Consider the following 17429-nt stretch of genomic DNA (forward strand, 5'->3'; position numbering starts at 1 on the left):
AGACTGGTGGTCAAAATACCAGGTTTAAACAATTTTGCAGGGAAGTATTAATAATGGATAACTTAAAGCCAGGTAACTCAGTTAATCATTCTCAAAACAGACAGCCTGCTGAAGCGAACGGCAGGTGCTGTATATGTCAGCGCGTGTTTGGCAGAGGCGTGACACTCATTCCATGTTGTAACAATAAAATTCACAGAGATTGTATGCAGAAGTTGTTTCAACATACTCCACTTGAGGCAAGGTCAACCTGCCCGCTATGTAGAAAAAACTTGCCTGAGTTAACAGAAATATTGGGTCCTGAACCCGGTGATCAGGGCACTGGGGCAAGAGGGATGCAAGAAGCCCCCGAAGAACTGAGTTATGAGCTGACAGAGGCTCTGATTAATGGGGATTGGGATGAAGTAGATCGTCTAGTAAGCATTATTCGGGATGCCAAGGTAAGTCTCACGAACGAACCCCGGCAGGTACTGGGTAACATGCTGATAGGGGCCCGGAAACGTTGGGATTGGGGTAGTGTAAGTTGTTTACTGGGCATTATTCAGGACACTGAGACAAGTCTGTTGGACGACGACCAGCAGGTACTGAGCAACATGCTGTTAGAGAGCCTGAAAACCAGGCGTTGGACTGATGCGAATGGTTTGCTACGCATTATCCGTGATGCCAGGGCAAGTGTGACGGACTACGACAGGCAGGAAATGAGTAACATGCTTATAAAGAGCCAGAATTATGGTGATTGTCATGGAGCATCTCGTTTAAAAAGTATTCTGGGCATTATTGAGTGTTCCGAGACAAGTCCGAAGGACGACGCCCGGCGGGAACTCGAAGAAGCACAGGTGGACTTACCCGATTCCTGTAACGAGCCGACGGATACTCATTCCTCACAAACGGCTTCTGCCAGTGTCTCCGACGCGACTACTCAAAGAGCAGAGACAACAACAAATCAGGAAAGGCCGGTTGATACCCTGCTGCCTCAGGGAACACAACAACTCAGTGATCAGGGCACTGGGGCAACGGGGATGCAAGAAGCCCCCGAAGAACTGAGTTATGAGCTGACAGAGGCCCTGATTAATAGGGACTGGGATGAAGTAGATCGTTTAGTAGGCATTATTCGGGATGCCAGGGTAAGTCTCACGAACGGCCTCCAGCAGGTATTGGGTAACATGCTGATAGAGGCCCGGAAGCGTTGGGATTGGGATAGTGTAGGTCGTTTTCTGGGCGTTATTCAGGACACTGAGACAAGTCTGCTGGACGACGACCAGCAGGTACTGAGCAACATGCTGTTAGAGAGCCTGAAAACCAGGCGTTGGACTGATGCGAATGGTTTGCTACGCATTATCCTGGATGCAAGGGCAAGTGTGACGGACTACGTCAGGCAGGAAATGAATAATATGCTGATAAATAGCCAGAATTATGGTGATTGTCATGGCGCATCTTGTTTAGGAAGTATTCTGGGCATTATTGAGTGTTCCGAGACAAGTCCGACGGACGACGCCCAAAAGGCAAAGGCACATGACACCCATAAACAAAAGGCACAAAAAAAATAAGACACCCATTAAATCCCATTAAATAATTAATAAGGCACATGAGGAGGCACATGACACCCATAAAATAAAAATAAATAAGACACCCATTAAATAATTAATAAGGTACATGACACCCAAAAGGAGGCACATGACACCCATAAAATAAAAATAAATAAGACACCCATTAAATAATTAATAAGGTACATGACACCCAAAAGGAGGCACATGACACCCATAAAATAAAAAATATTTGAAACCGGCCAGTTTGATCGATTTAAAGACACCCATTAAATAATTAAGACATCTAAAAACTGTATTCCTAAAAAAGGATCTAAAAACCTATCTTCGAATAGTCTATCAGCGAGCCATACATAAGCATCCCACGAACAGAGGCTGCTCAGGCCATGATTCAGACAACACAAACTTATTCCAACTTAAAGTCGAGGAGGGATAAAGAGAAAGTGTTTAATTTCTTAACTGACTTCTACGCTAACCTGTCAGGTACAAACGGCTATAGACGTTTAAGCCTTGAAGCCACTTCTGTCCGGCTTCAAGTGCGTAAGCCTTCATCGCCTCCAGACGGCCAACTGCCCGATAAAAACGATTATTCCATCGCATGGTTTTCAGCCACTCATCCGGATCAATGTCCAACCTTTGAAGAATAGGAGGGGTACACGACGGGATGGAACCTTTCTTATCTGTCCTGACAATGCGGCCACTCCAGTCAACCAGTTCCAGATAGTCGTGAAGAAGGTAGGGAAGGGCAACGTCCGTATTCTGACCCTGCAAACAAAAAGGTTTCAGGGTCAGCGGCTGATTTTTAGTCTCAGAATGTGTAACCTGCTCCACCCGTTCCTGAATCGACGTGTACTCTGACTCTTCCGGTGTTTCTAGCTTTCCAGCCCGAATCGGATTCAAGTCAACGTAGGTCATGCAGGTCAGTAACGCTGCTTCGTCCAGCAATGCCTGGCTTTTAAAGCGTCCTTCCCAGAAGCGTCCTTTACACTGGTCTTCTTTATTGGCCTCACGAGCAAGATGTTCATTCAGGCAGCGCATAAACCAGCTGATATCCGTTAAACGACGCCGGTATTCTTCAACATATTCATCGACACGGGTCAGCTCAGCGCTGCCCAGTTTGTCAGCAGCCAAATGCCTTTGTACAAGTAGTGGACCTGCAAACAAGGTCGTCCAACGATGAAGCACTTCATTCCGTGACCAGCCTCTGGCAGATGACTGATTGATGTGCAAAACCACGTGATAATGATTTGACATGACAGCGTAAGCGCAGACTTCGATAGCAAAGACTGAAACCAGTTCCCGAAGTTTATCCACCACCCATTGGCGGCGATGCTCGTAATTCTTGCCAGTCAGATGGTTCTCTCCACAGAGGTAAGCCTGACGAACACATCTTGCCATGCAGTGGTAGTAAGGAGTTGAGCTGGGATCAATCAGGGTATTGCGAGCTTGGGCCATGAACTCACCTGTCTGGGCAAAAAATCAGTTGTAGGTCAAAAGTAGACTATGTGTATGGTAAAGCAAATTTATGGGTGTCTTTTTTTTCTTTTTTTCTTTTTCTTTTTTTCTTGTTGTGGGTGTGTTTGGGTGTCTTTTTTTCTTTGTTCATGGGTGTCTTCTTTTTTTCTTTTTTTTTTGGGTGTCTTTTTTTTTTCTTTATTTCTTGCTGAACTTGCCTGAAGGCTGATGATCAAAGCTTTCGGTTACAACGACTTTTCCTGATGGGCATAATCTGTGTACACTCGTAGAGAATTGTTACCTACTGATAACCAGGCAGCTGTGGTCCTGATAGCTACGAACTAAGGAAAAGATGCGTCTTAAATCGATCAAACTGGCCGGTTTCAAATCCTTCGTGGATCCCACAACGGTTCATTTTCCCTCCAATATGTGCGGTGTCGTTGGTCCCAACGGCTGCGGCAAGTCCAATATTATTGACGCCGTGCGCTGGGTTATGGGGGAATCTTCTGCCAAGCACCTTCGTGGTGAATCCATGACCGACGTTATCTTCAAGGGCTCCAATAGTCGCAAGCCTTCAGCAAAGGCGACGGTAGAGTTGATCTTTGATAACAACGAAGGTCGGGTCACTGGCGAATTTGCTGCCTACAGCGAGATTTCAGTTCGCAGGATGCTCACCTCGGAAGCCAAGAACTTTTACTTCCTCAATGGCAACAAGTGTCGCCGGAAAGATGTTATGGATATCTTTCTGGGAACCGGCCTGGGTCCGCGCAGTTACTCCATCATCAGTCAGGGTATCGTTTCCACGCTGATTGAGTCCAAGCCGGAAGAGCTCAGAGTCTTTATTGAGGAAGCTGCCGGTATCTCCAAGTACAAGGAGCGCCGCCGTGAGACAGAAAACCGCATTCGCCGAACCAATGAAAACCTTGAAAGACTGACTGACCTGCGTGAGGAGCTGGGGCGTCGTCTCGGGCATTTGCAGAGACAGGCCGAAGCGGCAGAAAAGTACAAAGAATACAAGGCCGATGAACGACTGAAAAAAGCCCAGCTTCAGGCCCTGCGCTGGCACGGCATCGATGAAAAGGTCAGGAATCAGGAACATGTGATTTCCGAGCTGGAAGTCCAGCTGGAAGCTGCCGTCAGTGAACAGCGCTCTTCCGACGCCGGGATGGAAAAAGACCGCGCCCAGCAAATGGAGCTGAGTGATCATTTCCATGAAACCCAGGCCAGGTATTATGGCACGGGCAATGAAATCACCCGGATTGAGCAGACGCTTCGCCACAAAGAAGAGCGCGCCAAAGAACTGAGCCACGACCTGCAACAGCTTGAACAAAGCTGGCAGGAAGCCCGTGAACAGATGGCTGAAGATCAGTCTCAGCTGGAAATTCTGGAAGCAGAAAAATTGCAGATTGAGCCTGAGCTGGAGATGCTTCAGGAGCAGGAGTACCAGTCCGGTGACTCCCTTGCCCAGGTGGAAGCGGAAGTGCATCGTGTGCAACAGGAATGGGATCAGTTTAATCAACGCTCCCATGAGCCTCAGAAGGCGGCTGAAGTAGAACAGTCCAGGATTCAACATGCTGAAACCGTACTGGAGCGTTTGCAGGAGCGTGAACAGCGTCTGCGTGAAGAGAGCAGCAGTCTTGGCGGTGGTGAAGACATTGAAGAGATGGAATTGCTCTCCGAAAAGCTGACCGAGTTGGAGCTGACTCGCGAAAATCACGAACTGAAACTGGAAGAGGTTACCTCAGACATAGAGGAAAACCGCCTTCAATTTGATCAGTTACAGGAAGATCGTGACAGCCATCGCAATGAGCTGAGTATGATCAGAGGGCGTCATGCTTCTCTGGAAGCTCTGCAGCAGGCGGCTATGGGGCAGGACACCGGGGTCATGGTCTGGTTGCAGCAGCATGGACTGGCATCGGCACCCAGGCTGGCCGAAAAACTGCAGGTGGAGTCAGGCTGGGAACTGGCCGTTGAAACCGTTCTTGGAGAAAGCCTGCAGGCACTCTGTGTGGATGATCTGGACCCTGTTGCAGGGTTTTTGAATTCTCTGGAACAGGGCACAGCGGTTTTGTTGGATGCTTCTGCCCATCAGGTCACTGAGAGTGGCAAAGGGGGACTGGATAGCCTGGCCAGCAAAGTACAGTCAGGCAGTGAGGCCAAAGGGTTATTGGCAGGCATTTATGTCACTGATTCACTGGAAGCGGCTCTATCTGCTCGAGCTTCCCTGCAGGCTCACGAATCCATCGTCACGAGAGAGGGTATCTGGCTGTCCAGAAACTGGCTTAGAGTTTGTCGTGAAACAGACAATCACTCCGGTGTTCTGGCCCGTCAGCAGGAGCTTGAAGAGCTTGGCAGCCGGATGGGATCTTTGGAAGCGCTTAGCCTGCAGGTAGAAGAACGTCTGGCTGATGCCAGAACTCTGGCCGAGCAGCTGGAAACCCGCCGACAGCAGACTCAACACCAGATCACTGAGCTTAACCGAACCCAGGGTGAGGTCAGAGCGGATCTCGGTGCCCGAAAAGTCAGGCTCGAGCAGTTTTCAGAAAGACGTACCCGACTTCAGCACGAGATTGCTGAATGTCAGGAGCTCAGTCAGGCTGAACAGGAAAGTATCGGAGAGTCTCGTTTGCGACTTCAGGACGCTCTGGATCGAATGGAAATGGACAGTGGTCTGAAAGAGGATTTGCTGGAAAAAAGAGAGAAGGGCCGGGAGAAGCTGGAACAGTTGCGGCAGACTTCCCGTCAGGATAAGGATCGTCTGCATCAGCTGGCCTTGAGGCAGCAAACCATCAACAGTCAGGCGGAATCCCTGCGGGCAGCTATCGAGCGACTCAGCCAGCAATCCACAAAGCTGCGGGAGCGCCGGGAGTTGCTTCAGGCGTCACTGTCAGAGTCCCATTCTCCTGAAGGAGAGTTGCAGGAACAGCTGGAGATTCTTCTGGCCAGAAGGCTGGAAGAAGAGGAAGCCATGCAGAAGGCTCGCAGCGAACTGGAAGACGTTGAACAACGACTGCAACAAATGGAAAGGAGCCGACAGTCAGCTGAGCAAAAAGCCCAGACGGCCCGTTCAAGACTTGAGAAATTAAGAATGGACTGGCAAGGCATGCAGGTCCGGCGTACGACCTTGTCGGATCAATTGCGGGAAGACCAGTTTGATCTGGATACCGTTCTGGCCAACATGCCGGAAGAAGCCACCGAGAAAACCTGGGAGCAGGAGCTGGAAAGACTGCAGGCGCGGATTGAAAGGCTGGGAGCGATCAACCTGGCAGCGATCGAAGAATACGAAACCCAGTCGGAACGCAAAACCTATCTGGATGCACAGAACCAGGATCTGGAGTCCGCACTGGAAACATTGGAAAATGCTATCCGCAAAATCGACCGGGAGACCCGCCAGCGTTTTAAAGTGACCTTTGATAAGGTCAATTCCGGTTTGCAGGAGCTGTTCCCCAGAGTCTTTGGCGGTGGCCGGGCATATCTGCAGTTGACCGGTGAAGATTTGCTGGATACCGGGGTGGCGATTATGGCGCAACCACCGGGTAAGAAGAACAGTACCATTCATTTGCTGTCTGGTGGTGAAAAAGCGCTGACGGCGATTGCCCTGGTTTTTGCCATCTTCCAGTTGAACCCCTCACCCTTCTGTATGCTTGATGAGGTGGATGCGCCATTGGATGATGCCAATGTGGGCCGTTACGCCAAAATGGTTTCGGAAATGAGTGACAAGGTTCAGTTCATCTATATCACTCACAACAAGATCGCCATGCAGGCAGCGAATCAACTCGTGGGTGTAACGATGCAGGAACCCGGTGTCTCCAGGCCCGTATCTGTGGATGTGGAAGAGGCCGCAGCCATGGCAGAACTCTGAGTCTCGGGAACAGTCTTTACAGGCTGTTTTCTAATATATTGGTTTGTTATTCGTTGTTAAGATTCGGAAATTTGTTGCTGTGCAACCCTCTTGTGAATGGTGAACTGTTTACAGAGTTGCACTGGCGGCTGGAAAAAGTTATCACTATTCAGGTGCCTGCCCATTTGGCCAGGTGCCTGAAGAAGATTGTTAATGATATCCGTGGTCTGCGCTTGAAGGGACAACAAATACTCGCCAGAATAGGGCTTCAGGTCAGAGCGATTCGTTTGTCCTGATTCTGGCACTTTCCGAACAGCGATGTGAAAGTAACGATCAAGGACGTGTTTCAGCAGCAGTCTTGGACAATAGTCATAGACAACGGTCTGATTACAAGATTTTTTGCTGTAATATAGTAGCACATTTTACTGATTTACAATTTTCAGATTTTTTTGCGTTTTCGGGTTGTTGATTTTCAGGCAGCAACAATCCATTGGGTAAGCAGGCGGCATGGACATGAGTTTACGAGATTGGTTGGTAGTAATCGGAATCGTCGTCATTATTGGCGTTCTGGCTGATGGATACCGCCGTATGCGTCTGGCTAGAAAAAGAGCGTCAGAACTGTCTTTCGGTCTTGAAGATGTAAAAGGTAACGAAGACGAATTTGGTAGTGAATTGCCCAATGGTGGAGCCAGAAAGTCTGAGGGAAGCCCCCAGAAGCTGCAAACAGTCAAGGGCTGGGTACGTTCGGAAGAATCATCCCATTTGCCTGTAAGGGAGCGAATCGAGCCGGAAATATCCAGTCTTGAATCAGAAATAGTAGCGCCTGCCAGGCCAGTGACATCGGTGCAGGCGCAGCCTGTCGAAGCGCCAGAGGTTCAGAAAGCGTCGGAACCCTTACCCGTCCTGACCCAGGTGGATGATGTCTCGGAAGTGCTTTCTGCAGGGCCCGGAGCTGGAGTTGAAGAGCCCACTCCAGAGATTGAAAAACCAGCCCCCGGAGTTGAAGAGCGCACACCTGTGCAGGAAAGCTTTACTTTGACGCCCGGGTTTGTTGAAGAACTCCAGGTGGCTGTCCCACCTGTTACAACGACCAAACCTGCAAGAGCGGAAAAAAGTCACCGTCCTGTCAATCAGGAAAAACTGGCGGATCGTCCTGCTGCCAGTGAAGTTCTGGTCATCAATCTGCTGGCTAAAGGAGGCGAAAAGTTTAACGGAGCAAGGTTGCTCCAAAGCCTGCTGGCTTCGGGCATGCGCTATGGTGATATGTCGATCTTTCATCGTTATGCCAACAAAGATGGAACCGGGCAGATTCTGTTCAGCATGGCAAACGGGGTAGAGCCGGGCACTTTTGACATCGGCAAACTGGAATCGACTGATACACCGGCAGTCAGTATCTTTATGGGATTGCCGGGGCCCCGTGAGCCACTCAAATCGTTTATGCTGATGGAAGAAACGGTTCGTCAGTTAGCACTGGATCTGGGTGGAGAGCTAAAAGACGAGCACTTCAGTGTACTGACTCAACAGACGCTGGAGCACTATCGTCAACGCATTCGTGATTTCGAAAGAAAACAGTTAACCCAGAAGATGGTTGACTGATTTCTTTCTAGCCTTCATCAATCCAAATCCTCTCCCGGACTGAGGGTCGCAAAACTCCAACATCTCGTTTCCTCGCGATCAGGCTCCTTCGACGTCGGCGAGGGAACCAGAGACGGCTTCGTACCTCCCGGGAATTGTCAGTTTAATAGCTCAAGGCTGTTTACAATCACTTCAGGCCGCTTAAGTAACAGAATCATGACCCAGACTAAGCTCTCTCTCAAGGAAGCCGAACAACAAGCTCAGAAGCTGCGAGAACAGATTGATGATCATAACTATCGTTATTATGTAATCGACGATCCCGTCATTGCCGACGCCAGTTATGATCGCCTGATGCAACAGCTGAAGTCCATCGAAGCGGACTTTCCGGAGCTGGTCACACCTGAATCACCCACCCAGCGTGTGGGCGCCGCACCTCTGTCGGCGTTTGGACAGATTCGTCATGAACTGCCCATGTTGTCACTGGATAACGCTTTTAACCAGGATGATCTCGATGACTTTGACCGCAGGGTACGGGAGCGTCTGGGCACTGGTTCAGTGGTGGAATATGCCTGCGAACCCAAGCTGGACGGCATTGCGGTCAGCCTTCTGTACGAGAGGGGTTCACTGGTGCGAGGTGCTACCCGGGGGGATGGCAGGACCGGTGAAGATATCACTCTGAATGTGCGCACCATCGTTTCTATTCCTCTGAAGTTGCTGGGCGATGGTTGGCCTGATCGTCTGGAAGTCCGTGGTGAAATCTTTATGCCCAGGGAAGGTTTTGAAAGACTCAATCAGAGAGCTAAAGCCAGGGATGAAAAAGTGTTTGTCAATCCACGTAATGCAGCAGCGGGCAGTCTGAGGCAGCTTGACTCAAAAATAACGGCGAAAAGACCCCTGGAGATTTATTGTTATGGTGCCGGCATTGTTGAAGGGGGTGAGTTACCAGACAGACATGCCGATATTCTTGAGTGTTTTAGAACCTGGGGCCTGCGGGTAAACCCTGAACTGCGCGTAGTGAAAGGGGCTGCTGCCTGCGCTGAATATTTCTCCAGAATGGAAGACAAGCGCGAAGCCTTGCCCTACGAAATTGATGGTATCGTTTACAAGGTCAACAGTCTGGCCCAGCAGGAACAACTGGGGTTTGTCGCCCGTGCTCCCCGCTGGGCCATTGCTCGCAAGTTTCCCGCCCAGGAAGAAATGACCATTCTGAAAGAGGTCGAGTTCCAGGTGGGAAGAACCGGTGCCATTACCCCGGTTGCCAGACTCGAGCCGGTGTTTGTGGGTGGGGTCACCGTCAGCAATGCAACCCTTCATAATATGGCCGAGGTAGCACGTCTGGGGCTGAAAATCGGTGATACCGTTGTGATTCACCGTGCCGGGGATGTGATTCCGAAGGTGGTTCGGGTCATTCCCGACCGAAGACCGGATGATGCCAGAGATATTGAGTTGCCTGAACACTGCCCGGTTTGTCATTCAGACGTTGAAAGAGATGAAGACGAAGCAGCAGCCCGATGCACCGGCGGTCTTTATTGTTCCGCCCAGCGTAAGGAAGCTATCAAGCACTTTGCTTCCAGAAAAGCCATGGATATCGATGGCCTGGGTGATAAGCTGGTGGAGCAGTTTGTCGACAAAGGTCTTGTGAATACTGTCGCTGATCTCCACAAGCTCGGAGTAGAGCCTGTTGCATCCCTGGAGCGCATGGGTAAGAAATCAGCCACTAACCTGATCAATGCTCTGAAGGTTAGTCAGAAAACGACACTGGCCAGATTTATCTACAGCCTCGGCATTCGTGAGGTAGGTGAAGCGACTGCCCAGAGTCTGGTGGCTCATTATCGTGATCTTGAGGCGATCAGGTCAGCGACCCTTGAGCAGTTACAGGAAGTGGATGACGTTGGCCCGGTCGTTGCCGCTCATATTGAAAAGTTTTTTAAGCAGGAACATAATCTTGAAGTGATTGATGAACTGCTGAAGGTTGGGGTGCACTGGGAAGAAGAAGCCGAACCGGAAGCCGACGTGGTTCAACCACTGGCAGGTGAGGTTTGGGTGCTGACAGGTTCCCTGCTCACTATGACCCGTGATGAAGGCAAGGCTGTATTACAGAAGCTGGGAGCCAAAGTCACCGGCTCTGTTTCAGCAAAAACCACGGCGTTACTGGCCGGAGAAAAGGCAGGATCCAAGCTGACTAAAGCTCAAAATCTCGGCGTTCGTGTCGTCACAGAAGATGAGTTTGCTCATTTGCTGAAGGAATGGGGAGTTTGATAAGTGAAACGAAGGTTGGCACTGATCGTAACCATAGCCGGATTTCTTTTGCTGACCGGCTGTGCCACCAGTACAACACCACCTGCCAACCCTCATAACCTCTGTAGTATTTTTAAAGAAAAGCGTAGCTGGTATCGCCATGCTAAAAAAGCCAATGAAAAATGGGGGACTCCCATCCAGGTCATGATGGCTATTATGTATCAGGAGTCCGCTTATCGTCATGATGTAAGGCCCCCCAGACCCCGTTTCCTGTTCATACCACTGCCCAGAAGTTCATCGGCCTACGGCTATGCCCAGGCCCTGGACGGCACCTGGGAGATGTATCTGAAAGAGAATGGTGGCTGGTTCAAGGCGCGGGATGACTTTGAGGATGCCATTGATTTTATTGGCTGGTATACCCATAAAACGCGTACTATCAATGGTGTCTCTCTGTGGCATACCGATCTGCTGTACCTGAATTACCATGAGGGTTGGGGCGGCTACAAACGGGGTAGTCACAAGAAAAAAACCTGGCTGTTGAATACCTCTAAAAAAGTGCACAGCCGAGCCTCAAACTACGGTGCCCAGCTTCGACGTTGCCGTCTTTGAGCAAGAAGCCTCCAAGGATTCAGCGACTGATCGCAGTTCGGGACGTTATCGTCATTTTCGCTTTCTTCAAGAGATCATCAAAGGCCTCTGAATGACTTTCATCCCGAAAAATAGCGCCAGTTAAACGGGTCGCTGAATGGTAATGATCTTACCCAGCGCAGCGTAATCATTACCACCCAGTCGAGAAATGGGATCTACCTGAGTTGCATCAATGACCAGCCGTTCGCCTTTAGATGCGACTTTCTCCGACAGATACGCTTGTTTGATTTCGCCGAATACAAGTCCCTGTTTGTTCTTGCCGATTTCCTGATACTCATAGAGTTGGCAGTACAAAGCGATATCACATTCAGATAAGCGAGGCAGTGATTGTTGCCAATCATTGTTGGTTGTCAGATGAATACGCTCTAATTCAGATTGGCCATAGTCCAGCGTTCGAGCTGTCTCAGTCATTTCTTCTGCTAATGAGGAAGGTGCAATATGAACAACAAACGATCTGCTACGCAAAATATTGCGACGTGTGTCTTTTATTTCGCCAGAGGGCTTACTTCCGACAGAAAACATAATCAGCGGTGGGTTACTGCTGATTGCGGTAAAAAATGAAAACGGTGCCAGATTAAAATCGCCCTCTTCATTGGCAGTGAGCACCCAGGCCACAGGCCGGGGAATCACAGTTTGGGTCAATAAGTGATAGGCTTGTGTATCAGACATTTCTTCTACGTTAAGGTGCATAACACGCTTCCCTGGAAAAATCAGCTCTCTGTTTTTGCAAGCTGTTTCTTATACTTTTCAATCGAATTCGGGCTTTGGTGGCCCCGGGGGCTTTTGAGGTTTTGTTCGCAGGCTTGAGAAAGGTTCACAGACCCGTATCATTGCAGTTCCCACAAGCCCTGATACGAATCTTTTATGCCCCGCCTCATGCTCTGTGACAAGCACTGGTTGAAGCTTCAGCCAATTCTCAAACAAGCCCGTATAAATAACAAGCCTGATCGTATGCTTTATCTCATTCGTATAGGTATTCCATGGCGTGACCTCCTGTGAGTTTGGAAAGCGGAATACCGTTTTCCAGAAGTTTAACGACCGTCTGCCAGGGGAAAATGGTTGAAGGTGTTTAAGTGGACACCGTGCGGGCCTCGTCGGCCTCAGAGCTCGTGTTGTAGGAAACAACAGTCACCGAGGGGCAGACTCATAAATCAAAAATAACTGACCATCAAGACTGAATAGCTGACCATCAAGGCTGTCCAGTCCACTCAAAGGATTGATCATGGAACCATTGATAGACCTCCAGGTATTGAAAACCTGGCAGACTTTCGCTGAAGTGGGCGTTACTATGGCACCGGTTGAATCCGCAGTGCCTTTACACTCTCCTGCCAATGGTAGTGGATCAACGGCTTTCAAGCCGTATTGTTGTGGTCGCCACCACCATGAAGGTGGATATTGTCGCCACGGATTGACCGCCTTGAGATGGTTACAGGCCAGTGCCAGTTTAATGTGTCCTTCGATACCTATAGCTGTATTTTTTGAGCGTATCCGATTGCCTGCCAGATTAAAAAGAGGAGGTACCAAGTTGACTTTAGTATCATAACTACCTCTGAGAAGGAAACCATCTCTAAAACGAGCTAATCCTGTTGGAAGAGGTTTCTTGCCCAGAGTATTGTTGTTGATATCAACAATGTTTCTGAAAATATCCATACTGCTCCCTGCCGGTAGGTAAAAGTCACCCGCGTGTGCCATCTCGCCCTTGAATGTATTTCCAATAACAGCGATCTTCTGTAACTGCTGCGTACCGGCATAATAAATATCTATCCCTTTGGGAACAATATCCCTCCCGTCGTAGAGTATGGATTTACCTATCATGATGTTAGTGGCAAACCGCAGGCCCGAACTCTGGTTCACCGATGCATCAAGGGGTCCTGCGCAAGAGAAGTAAAGTCCGGCCCGTCTGACAGACACATGGAACAGGTTATTTTCTACAATCAGTTTCCGGTTATAACAACCAGCATAAATAATAGAAAAAGCCCCCACATTGTTATCAGGTCCAACGGGCTGGAAAGTAACATGCCTTATGTGACTGTCTCTGGTTTTATCGAAATCGTGCATGTCATCAATAAAGACCATAGATAGATCTCTAAAACCTGCATCAACTCTGATAACTATTTCAAAACCATCGTCTGCTGCACCAATGATGTCCTGACCGTTCTTCAAAACTATTGCTTTATCAATAAGATACTCAACCTGGGTTTTATCCACCGGAGGGAGAGAGGATGTAGAAGTAGATGGCGCAGTAGACAGAGTCTCGGAAGAGAGCAGTATAACAGTGTCTTCAGGAATCCGTTTGATCGTCTCACTCAGATCCTCTGTCTCCCCCGTCGGATCAGCAGTGAGAACAATACACTGTCGTCCACTAAAAAGTTTGCTGTACTGGTTCAGCCGCTGAATAACCCCCGTCGTTAGTCCCGTAAGAGAGTCACACAATACTGTCGGCAGAGGAGAATAGGGTGCTGTAGAAGAAGAGGTTGTGGCTGGAGAAGAGTTGACGTTTGGAGATTGAGTCGTCCGGGCTTCTGCAAACAAAGCCATCAACAGGAGTAAAGGGACGACTAATCGGGCTAATAAATAGTGTTTCAGCGTGATCATGCTCAGGACCCCTTGAAGCAATCGACAAGAAGTCTAGACTCTGTATTTATACTTATCCATCAAAAAAAATGTTCCATTCAGTGCTGTAAAAACTTTTCAGAATTTAATAAAAAAACCCTCTCCATTGGCAATGTTTACACATTGATTTTAATCACAGATCTCAGGGTAAATATTAAGCCCCACCCATAGTACAAAAACCTAATCTTGTTCGTCCTGAACAACCATCTTGTGCAGGGTGTTCACGTTTGGCATTATTCTGCCCGGAAGTCGAGCAGCTTCCTCGTATGTGAGAGCAGAGCCTTGCCTGCATTCTTTGGGATGCTCCGATAATGAAGATGGGAGAGGAGCAAACGAGCTTTTCGTCTATCGGTTTACGCACTCTGAATTTGATCTCCTGCAAGGTATACAGGGCCAGCACATGGTCGAAATGGCGCATTGAGTGTTCATTGTTACTCCGAAGGGCAGGTGCAGTTGACCATGAAAAACACTAAAACTGTCGTATCCTTACCCACTGAGACTCACATTCCAGCGCCTGAATCACCAAAGAGCAGTGGTGTATTGTTCGATCTGACCTTACTGCCCAGAGAAAACGTTCTGCACCTGGTCGGTTGTACCTGTAATAGCATTGTTGATCAGTTCGGCAATGATCTATCGATCGACTCAGCCAATCCGTCGCATCCTGCTCCCTACGTGGGAGGTATCTGGTATGCCGGGTACTGTTGTGATGATAAAGTAATCTGAGGAGCATTTGGATTGAAAGGCAGAGACGAGGCATGGGGTTTGATAGATGTTGATCCAGCCGCTTCCCATAGATGTTCGAATGTGTTTGCTAAGCGTTATCAACTGGGATTTGCTTCAGTGAGTACATGGTCTTCGGCAGGCTCTGATGTTGCCTGTCATTCTGATTTGCCTACTTCCAAAGCCATTCAGGATAAAACTCCGGTATCCTGCGATATTTCTGATGTCAGACGCTATGGCTATGAATAATATTGGCACAGCAGGATTAACCTCAGGTCAGAAGCCAAGTACCCAGCAGTCAGCAGTCCAGCCGCTACCCAAAATGTGGCAGTGGATTGAGTGGAAAGAGATTCTATACTCTGTTGACACATTAAGCTCGATCGTGGTTTGGCACAAAGCTCTTTGCAAGTCGGTAATATGAATTTTTAAAGCAGTGTCACCGGCTTCCTGATATAAACATTCCAAAAGCATGAGGCTCATTTCCTACTGTTGAAGACATTGCCTTTATTTATGAAGACATTAAATGGGATTATCGTGGTAAGGATTCATCTGTTGTGACTTTAAAATATCAGACAGAGTACAGTTATGAATATTTCCAGATACAGTTTGGTCATCACTTTATTGTCAATAATTTATGCCTTACCCTGTCATGTCTACGCCACAGATGCGCCAGCAGGCAGTTCCACAGATGCGCCAACAGGCAGTCCCACAGAAACGAAAGTTTCAAGTTGCTCTGATTTAGCCAGCGATGTGGATAAGAAGGTGTGTGACTATCATTTGTCGGCTTTTGAGGCTCTGATCAGGGAAAAAAAAGATCAGATATCTCCAACAACATCATACTCAACGGCTTCACCTGGTGCTTCTCCAATTCCCGAAACGGTCAATATAAAAAAAATATCGGCTACAACAAGGCTGGATAAAGAGGTTTTCGAAACCAGCTCTCCAACATTGTTTATCTTTGATGCGCAATCACCCGGACAGGAACACCCCGCCGTTTATGAATTGCCATTGACTGTGCCCGATAGTGGCGACGATATCAGGGGAGTAAAGAGTTTTCAGTTGCCTGATAACTCCGCTTTTGTGGGGAACAGTAAAGATATTCGACCAGAGTTCGTAATCGAGGGAGGTATACAGAATCATTATGTGATGTCGGCACCCAATAATGATGCTGTCTACTATCTGGCGAATATCGAAATTGATTCCAGAAATCCTCTGGACAGGGGCAGTTCTTCAGTGACGGCTGCCTTAGATTCCAACGGTAAAGAGATTCATAAACCTTTTGGCGTTCTTGAACTGAAAGGTGCGGGTATTTTTGTTGCAGACAACATCAAGGTGGTACTGGATCCGGCAGATTATCGTAAGACTCTCCAACCAGTAAAGCTGGGATGTACAAATTTTGCTGACGGGAGAGGAACAGAAGAGACTTTCGTCTATCGATTTACGGACTCTGAATTTGATCTACTGCAAGGCTTAAAAAAAACAAAATATGGTTTACACGCTGCAATAAGTGTTTCCTGTTATCAACAAACAGGGCAAGTGCGGTTGACCATGAGAAACACTACAACCGTTATATTTGTACCCCCTGGAGATCCAATATCCTCTTATGCACCAGGCAGTGGTAAGTTGTTCTCTATTTACTTATGGCCAAGAGACAACATTATGCGCTTTGTCGGTTCTTCCTGTAACAGTGTCGTTGATCAGTTTGACAATGATCTATCCATTAGCCCAGCTGATCCATCGTATCCCGATCTGTATATGGGTGACATCTATACCAGTTTCTGTACAGAGATTAATATGATTCAGGGAGCCTTTGGATTAAAAGACAGAGAACTGGCATGGGGTTGGATATTAACTGATTACAACAGTAATTATGGCTGTAATCCTGCAGTGAAAAAAACTTATCGACCAAGGTATGCTTCATTGAGCGAATGGTCTAAAGCAGGTGTTGAAGTTACAGCTAATTGCACAATGCCAACATCTACTTCTGTAACCCGGGTGCCCTACGCTATTGTTGGTGCCGATGCTCTGGAAAAGAATGATGCCAGTGCGGCAGGATTAACCCCGGGGCAAATAGCAGGCATAGGACTTGCCGCTGTTTTTGTGGACCAAGTCATTACTCAGGGCTGGTTCTACCTTTCACACCAGATCAGGCAAGACTGGATTAGACATACCAGTCAGGCGTTAGCCGCTACATTGGGGGTGGGGCTGCCGGTAATCCAGTTGATGCCAAAATGCATCAGTCGGTTGAGAGGTAGGAGTGCAGTGCACACTCTATTGACAGAAGAAAAGCAGCCATAGTTTGTTGCTAGCCCCCTGTAAGTCGGTAATCTGGATTAGCGTAAATCGCCGTAAACCATCGCCCTTTCAGGGCGGTGATATAAGGCGTGAAGGCCGAGCCGCGCAGGCCGAGCCGCACAGGTGCAGAGCCTTCTGCTTGCGTGTTTGTGCAACCGAGGGGTACCCGGTTACTGCTGATGGAGACTTCTGCGTGGGAATGCATACCTCCACTGAAAAGCAGACTCTACACCGTGAGATAGGTATGGGTTCCCACGCTGGGACCCACAGGGCCTGAAAGCATGGGAACCAGAGTTTTGCGACATCCTCGACAAAGCGGGAGTGTCACCCTTTATTTATGAAATATCCGGTCTAGCAGCCTGTCGGACTTAAGACTGTCCTACTGCGGTTGCAATAAATTGGTCTAAAAATCTCTGTTTCTTCGTCAAATAGCTCGCTATTCTCCTTAGAAACAGAGATTTTTATCCTCAATTTCTTGCAATCCTCGCTACGGACGCTTAAGT

At 48.5% G+C, this 17429-nt stretch carries 13 protein-coding genes; 9 read left to right on the forward strand and 4 right to left on the reverse strand.

Features of this window, described 5'->3' with window-relative positions; translation table 11 throughout:
• Nucleotides 1-203 precede the first annotated feature (203 nt).
• Nucleotides 204-1544: a hypothetical protein gene (locus ACOJUN_RS17330; RefSeq protein ID WP_422133166.1), complete on the forward strand. Its 1341-nt coding sequence runs from the start codon at nt 204-206 to the stop codon at nt 1542-1544.
• Between the two features lie 468 nt (nt 1545-2012).
• On the opposite strand, the gene ACOJUN_RS17335 is transcribed toward ACOJUN_RS17330, so the two are convergent.
• Together ACOJUN_RS17335 and ACOJUN_RS17340 are read right to left on the reverse strand one after the other, a co-directional pair.
• The gene (locus ACOJUN_RS17335) at nt 2013-2996 is read right to left on the reverse strand and encodes a transposase (protein ID WP_422133167.1); all 984 of its coding nucleotides are present in this window, start codon (nt 2994-2996) and stop codon (nt 2013-2015) included.
• A 68-nt stretch (nt 2997-3064) separates the two neighbouring features.
• On the reverse strand, nt 3065-3232 hold the full coding sequence (locus tag ACOJUN_RS17340; protein ID WP_422133168.1) for a hypothetical protein: 168 nt from the start codon (nt 3230-3232) through the stop codon (nt 3065-3067).
• A gap of 116 nt (nt 3233-3348) precedes the next feature.
• Here ACOJUN_RS17340 and smc point away from each other — a divergent pair, with 116 nt between their 5' ends.
• The 5 genes from smc (at nt 3349) to ACOJUN_RS17365 (ending at nt 11259) form a co-directional block, all read left to right on the forward strand.
• The gene (gene smc, locus ACOJUN_RS17345) at nt 3349-6858 is read left to right on the forward strand and encodes a chromosome segregation protein SMC (protein WP_422133169.1); all 3510 of its coding nucleotides are present in this window, start codon (nt 3349-3351) and stop codon (nt 6856-6858) included.
• A gap of 92 nt (nt 6859-6950) precedes the next feature.
• Nucleotides 6951-7133, forward strand: a complete 183-nt coding sequence (locus ACOJUN_RS17350; protein ID WP_422133170.1) for a hypothetical protein — start codon at nt 6951-6953, stop codon at nt 7131-7133.
• A 217-nt stretch (nt 7134-7350) separates the two neighbouring features.
• The gene (zipA, locus tag ACOJUN_RS17355) at nt 7351-8433 is read left to right on the forward strand and encodes a cell division protein ZipA (RefSeq protein ID WP_422133171.1); all 1083 of its coding nucleotides are present in this window, start codon (nt 7351-7353) and stop codon (nt 8431-8433) included.
• A gap of 195 nt (nt 8434-8628) precedes the next feature.
• Nucleotides 8629-10671 (forward strand): NAD-dependent DNA ligase LigA, encoded by a 2043-nt coding sequence (gene ligA / locus ACOJUN_RS17360; RefSeq protein WP_422133172.1) that lies wholly within the window; start codon nt 8629-8631, stop codon nt 10669-10671.
• Between the two features lie 3 nt (nt 10672-10674).
• Nucleotides 10675-11259, forward strand: coding sequence for a hypothetical protein (locus ACOJUN_RS17365; RefSeq protein WP_422133173.1), 585 nt, complete (start codon nt 10675-10677; stop codon nt 11257-11259).
• A 120-nt stretch (nt 11260-11379) separates the two neighbouring features.
• On the opposite strand, the gene ACOJUN_RS17370 is transcribed toward ACOJUN_RS17365, so the two are convergent.
• Together ACOJUN_RS17370 and ACOJUN_RS17375 are read right to left on the reverse strand one after the other, a co-directional pair.
• Complete coding sequence (locus ACOJUN_RS17370; protein WP_422133174.1) at nt 11380-11988, reverse strand: flavin reductase family protein; 609 nt, start codon at nt 11986-11988, stop codon at nt 11380-11382.
• Nucleotides 11989-12426: 438 nt separating this feature from the next.
• The gene (locus ACOJUN_RS17375; protein ID WP_422133175.1) at nt 12427-13893 is read right to left on the reverse strand and encodes a hypothetical protein; all 1467 of its coding nucleotides are present in this window, start codon (nt 13891-13893) and stop codon (nt 12427-12429) included.
• A 477-nt stretch (nt 13894-14370) separates the two neighbouring features.
• Between ACOJUN_RS17375 and ACOJUN_RS17380 the strand changes: the two genes are divergently transcribed.
• The 3 genes from ACOJUN_RS17380 to ACOJUN_RS17390 all read left to right on the forward strand — a co-directional run bounded on the left by ACOJUN_RS17380 (nt 14371) and on the right by ACOJUN_RS17390 (nt 16929).
• Nucleotides 14371-14634, forward strand: coding sequence for a hypothetical protein (locus ACOJUN_RS17380; RefSeq protein WP_422133176.1), 264 nt, complete (start codon nt 14371-14373; stop codon nt 14632-14634).
• Nucleotides 14635-14646: 12 nt separating this feature from the next.
• Nucleotides 14647-14880 carry a hypothetical protein gene (locus ACOJUN_RS17385; RefSeq protein WP_422133177.1) on the forward strand — a complete coding sequence of 78 codons (234 nt, stop codon included), beginning with the start codon at nt 14647-14649 and terminating at the stop codon, nt 14878-14880.
• 336 nt (nt 14881-15216) lie between these two features.
• The gene (locus ACOJUN_RS17390; protein WP_422133178.1) at nt 15217-16929 is read left to right on the forward strand and encodes a hypothetical protein; all 1713 of its coding nucleotides are present in this window, start codon (nt 15217-15219) and stop codon (nt 16927-16929) included.
• Nucleotides 16930-17429 lie beyond the last annotated feature (500 nt).

The sequence above is a fragment of the Endozoicomonas sp. ALD040 genome (assembly GCF_049275945.1).
Classification (GTDB): Bacteria; Pseudomonadota; Gammaproteobacteria; order Pseudomonadales; family Endozoicomonadaceae; genus Endozoicomonas_A.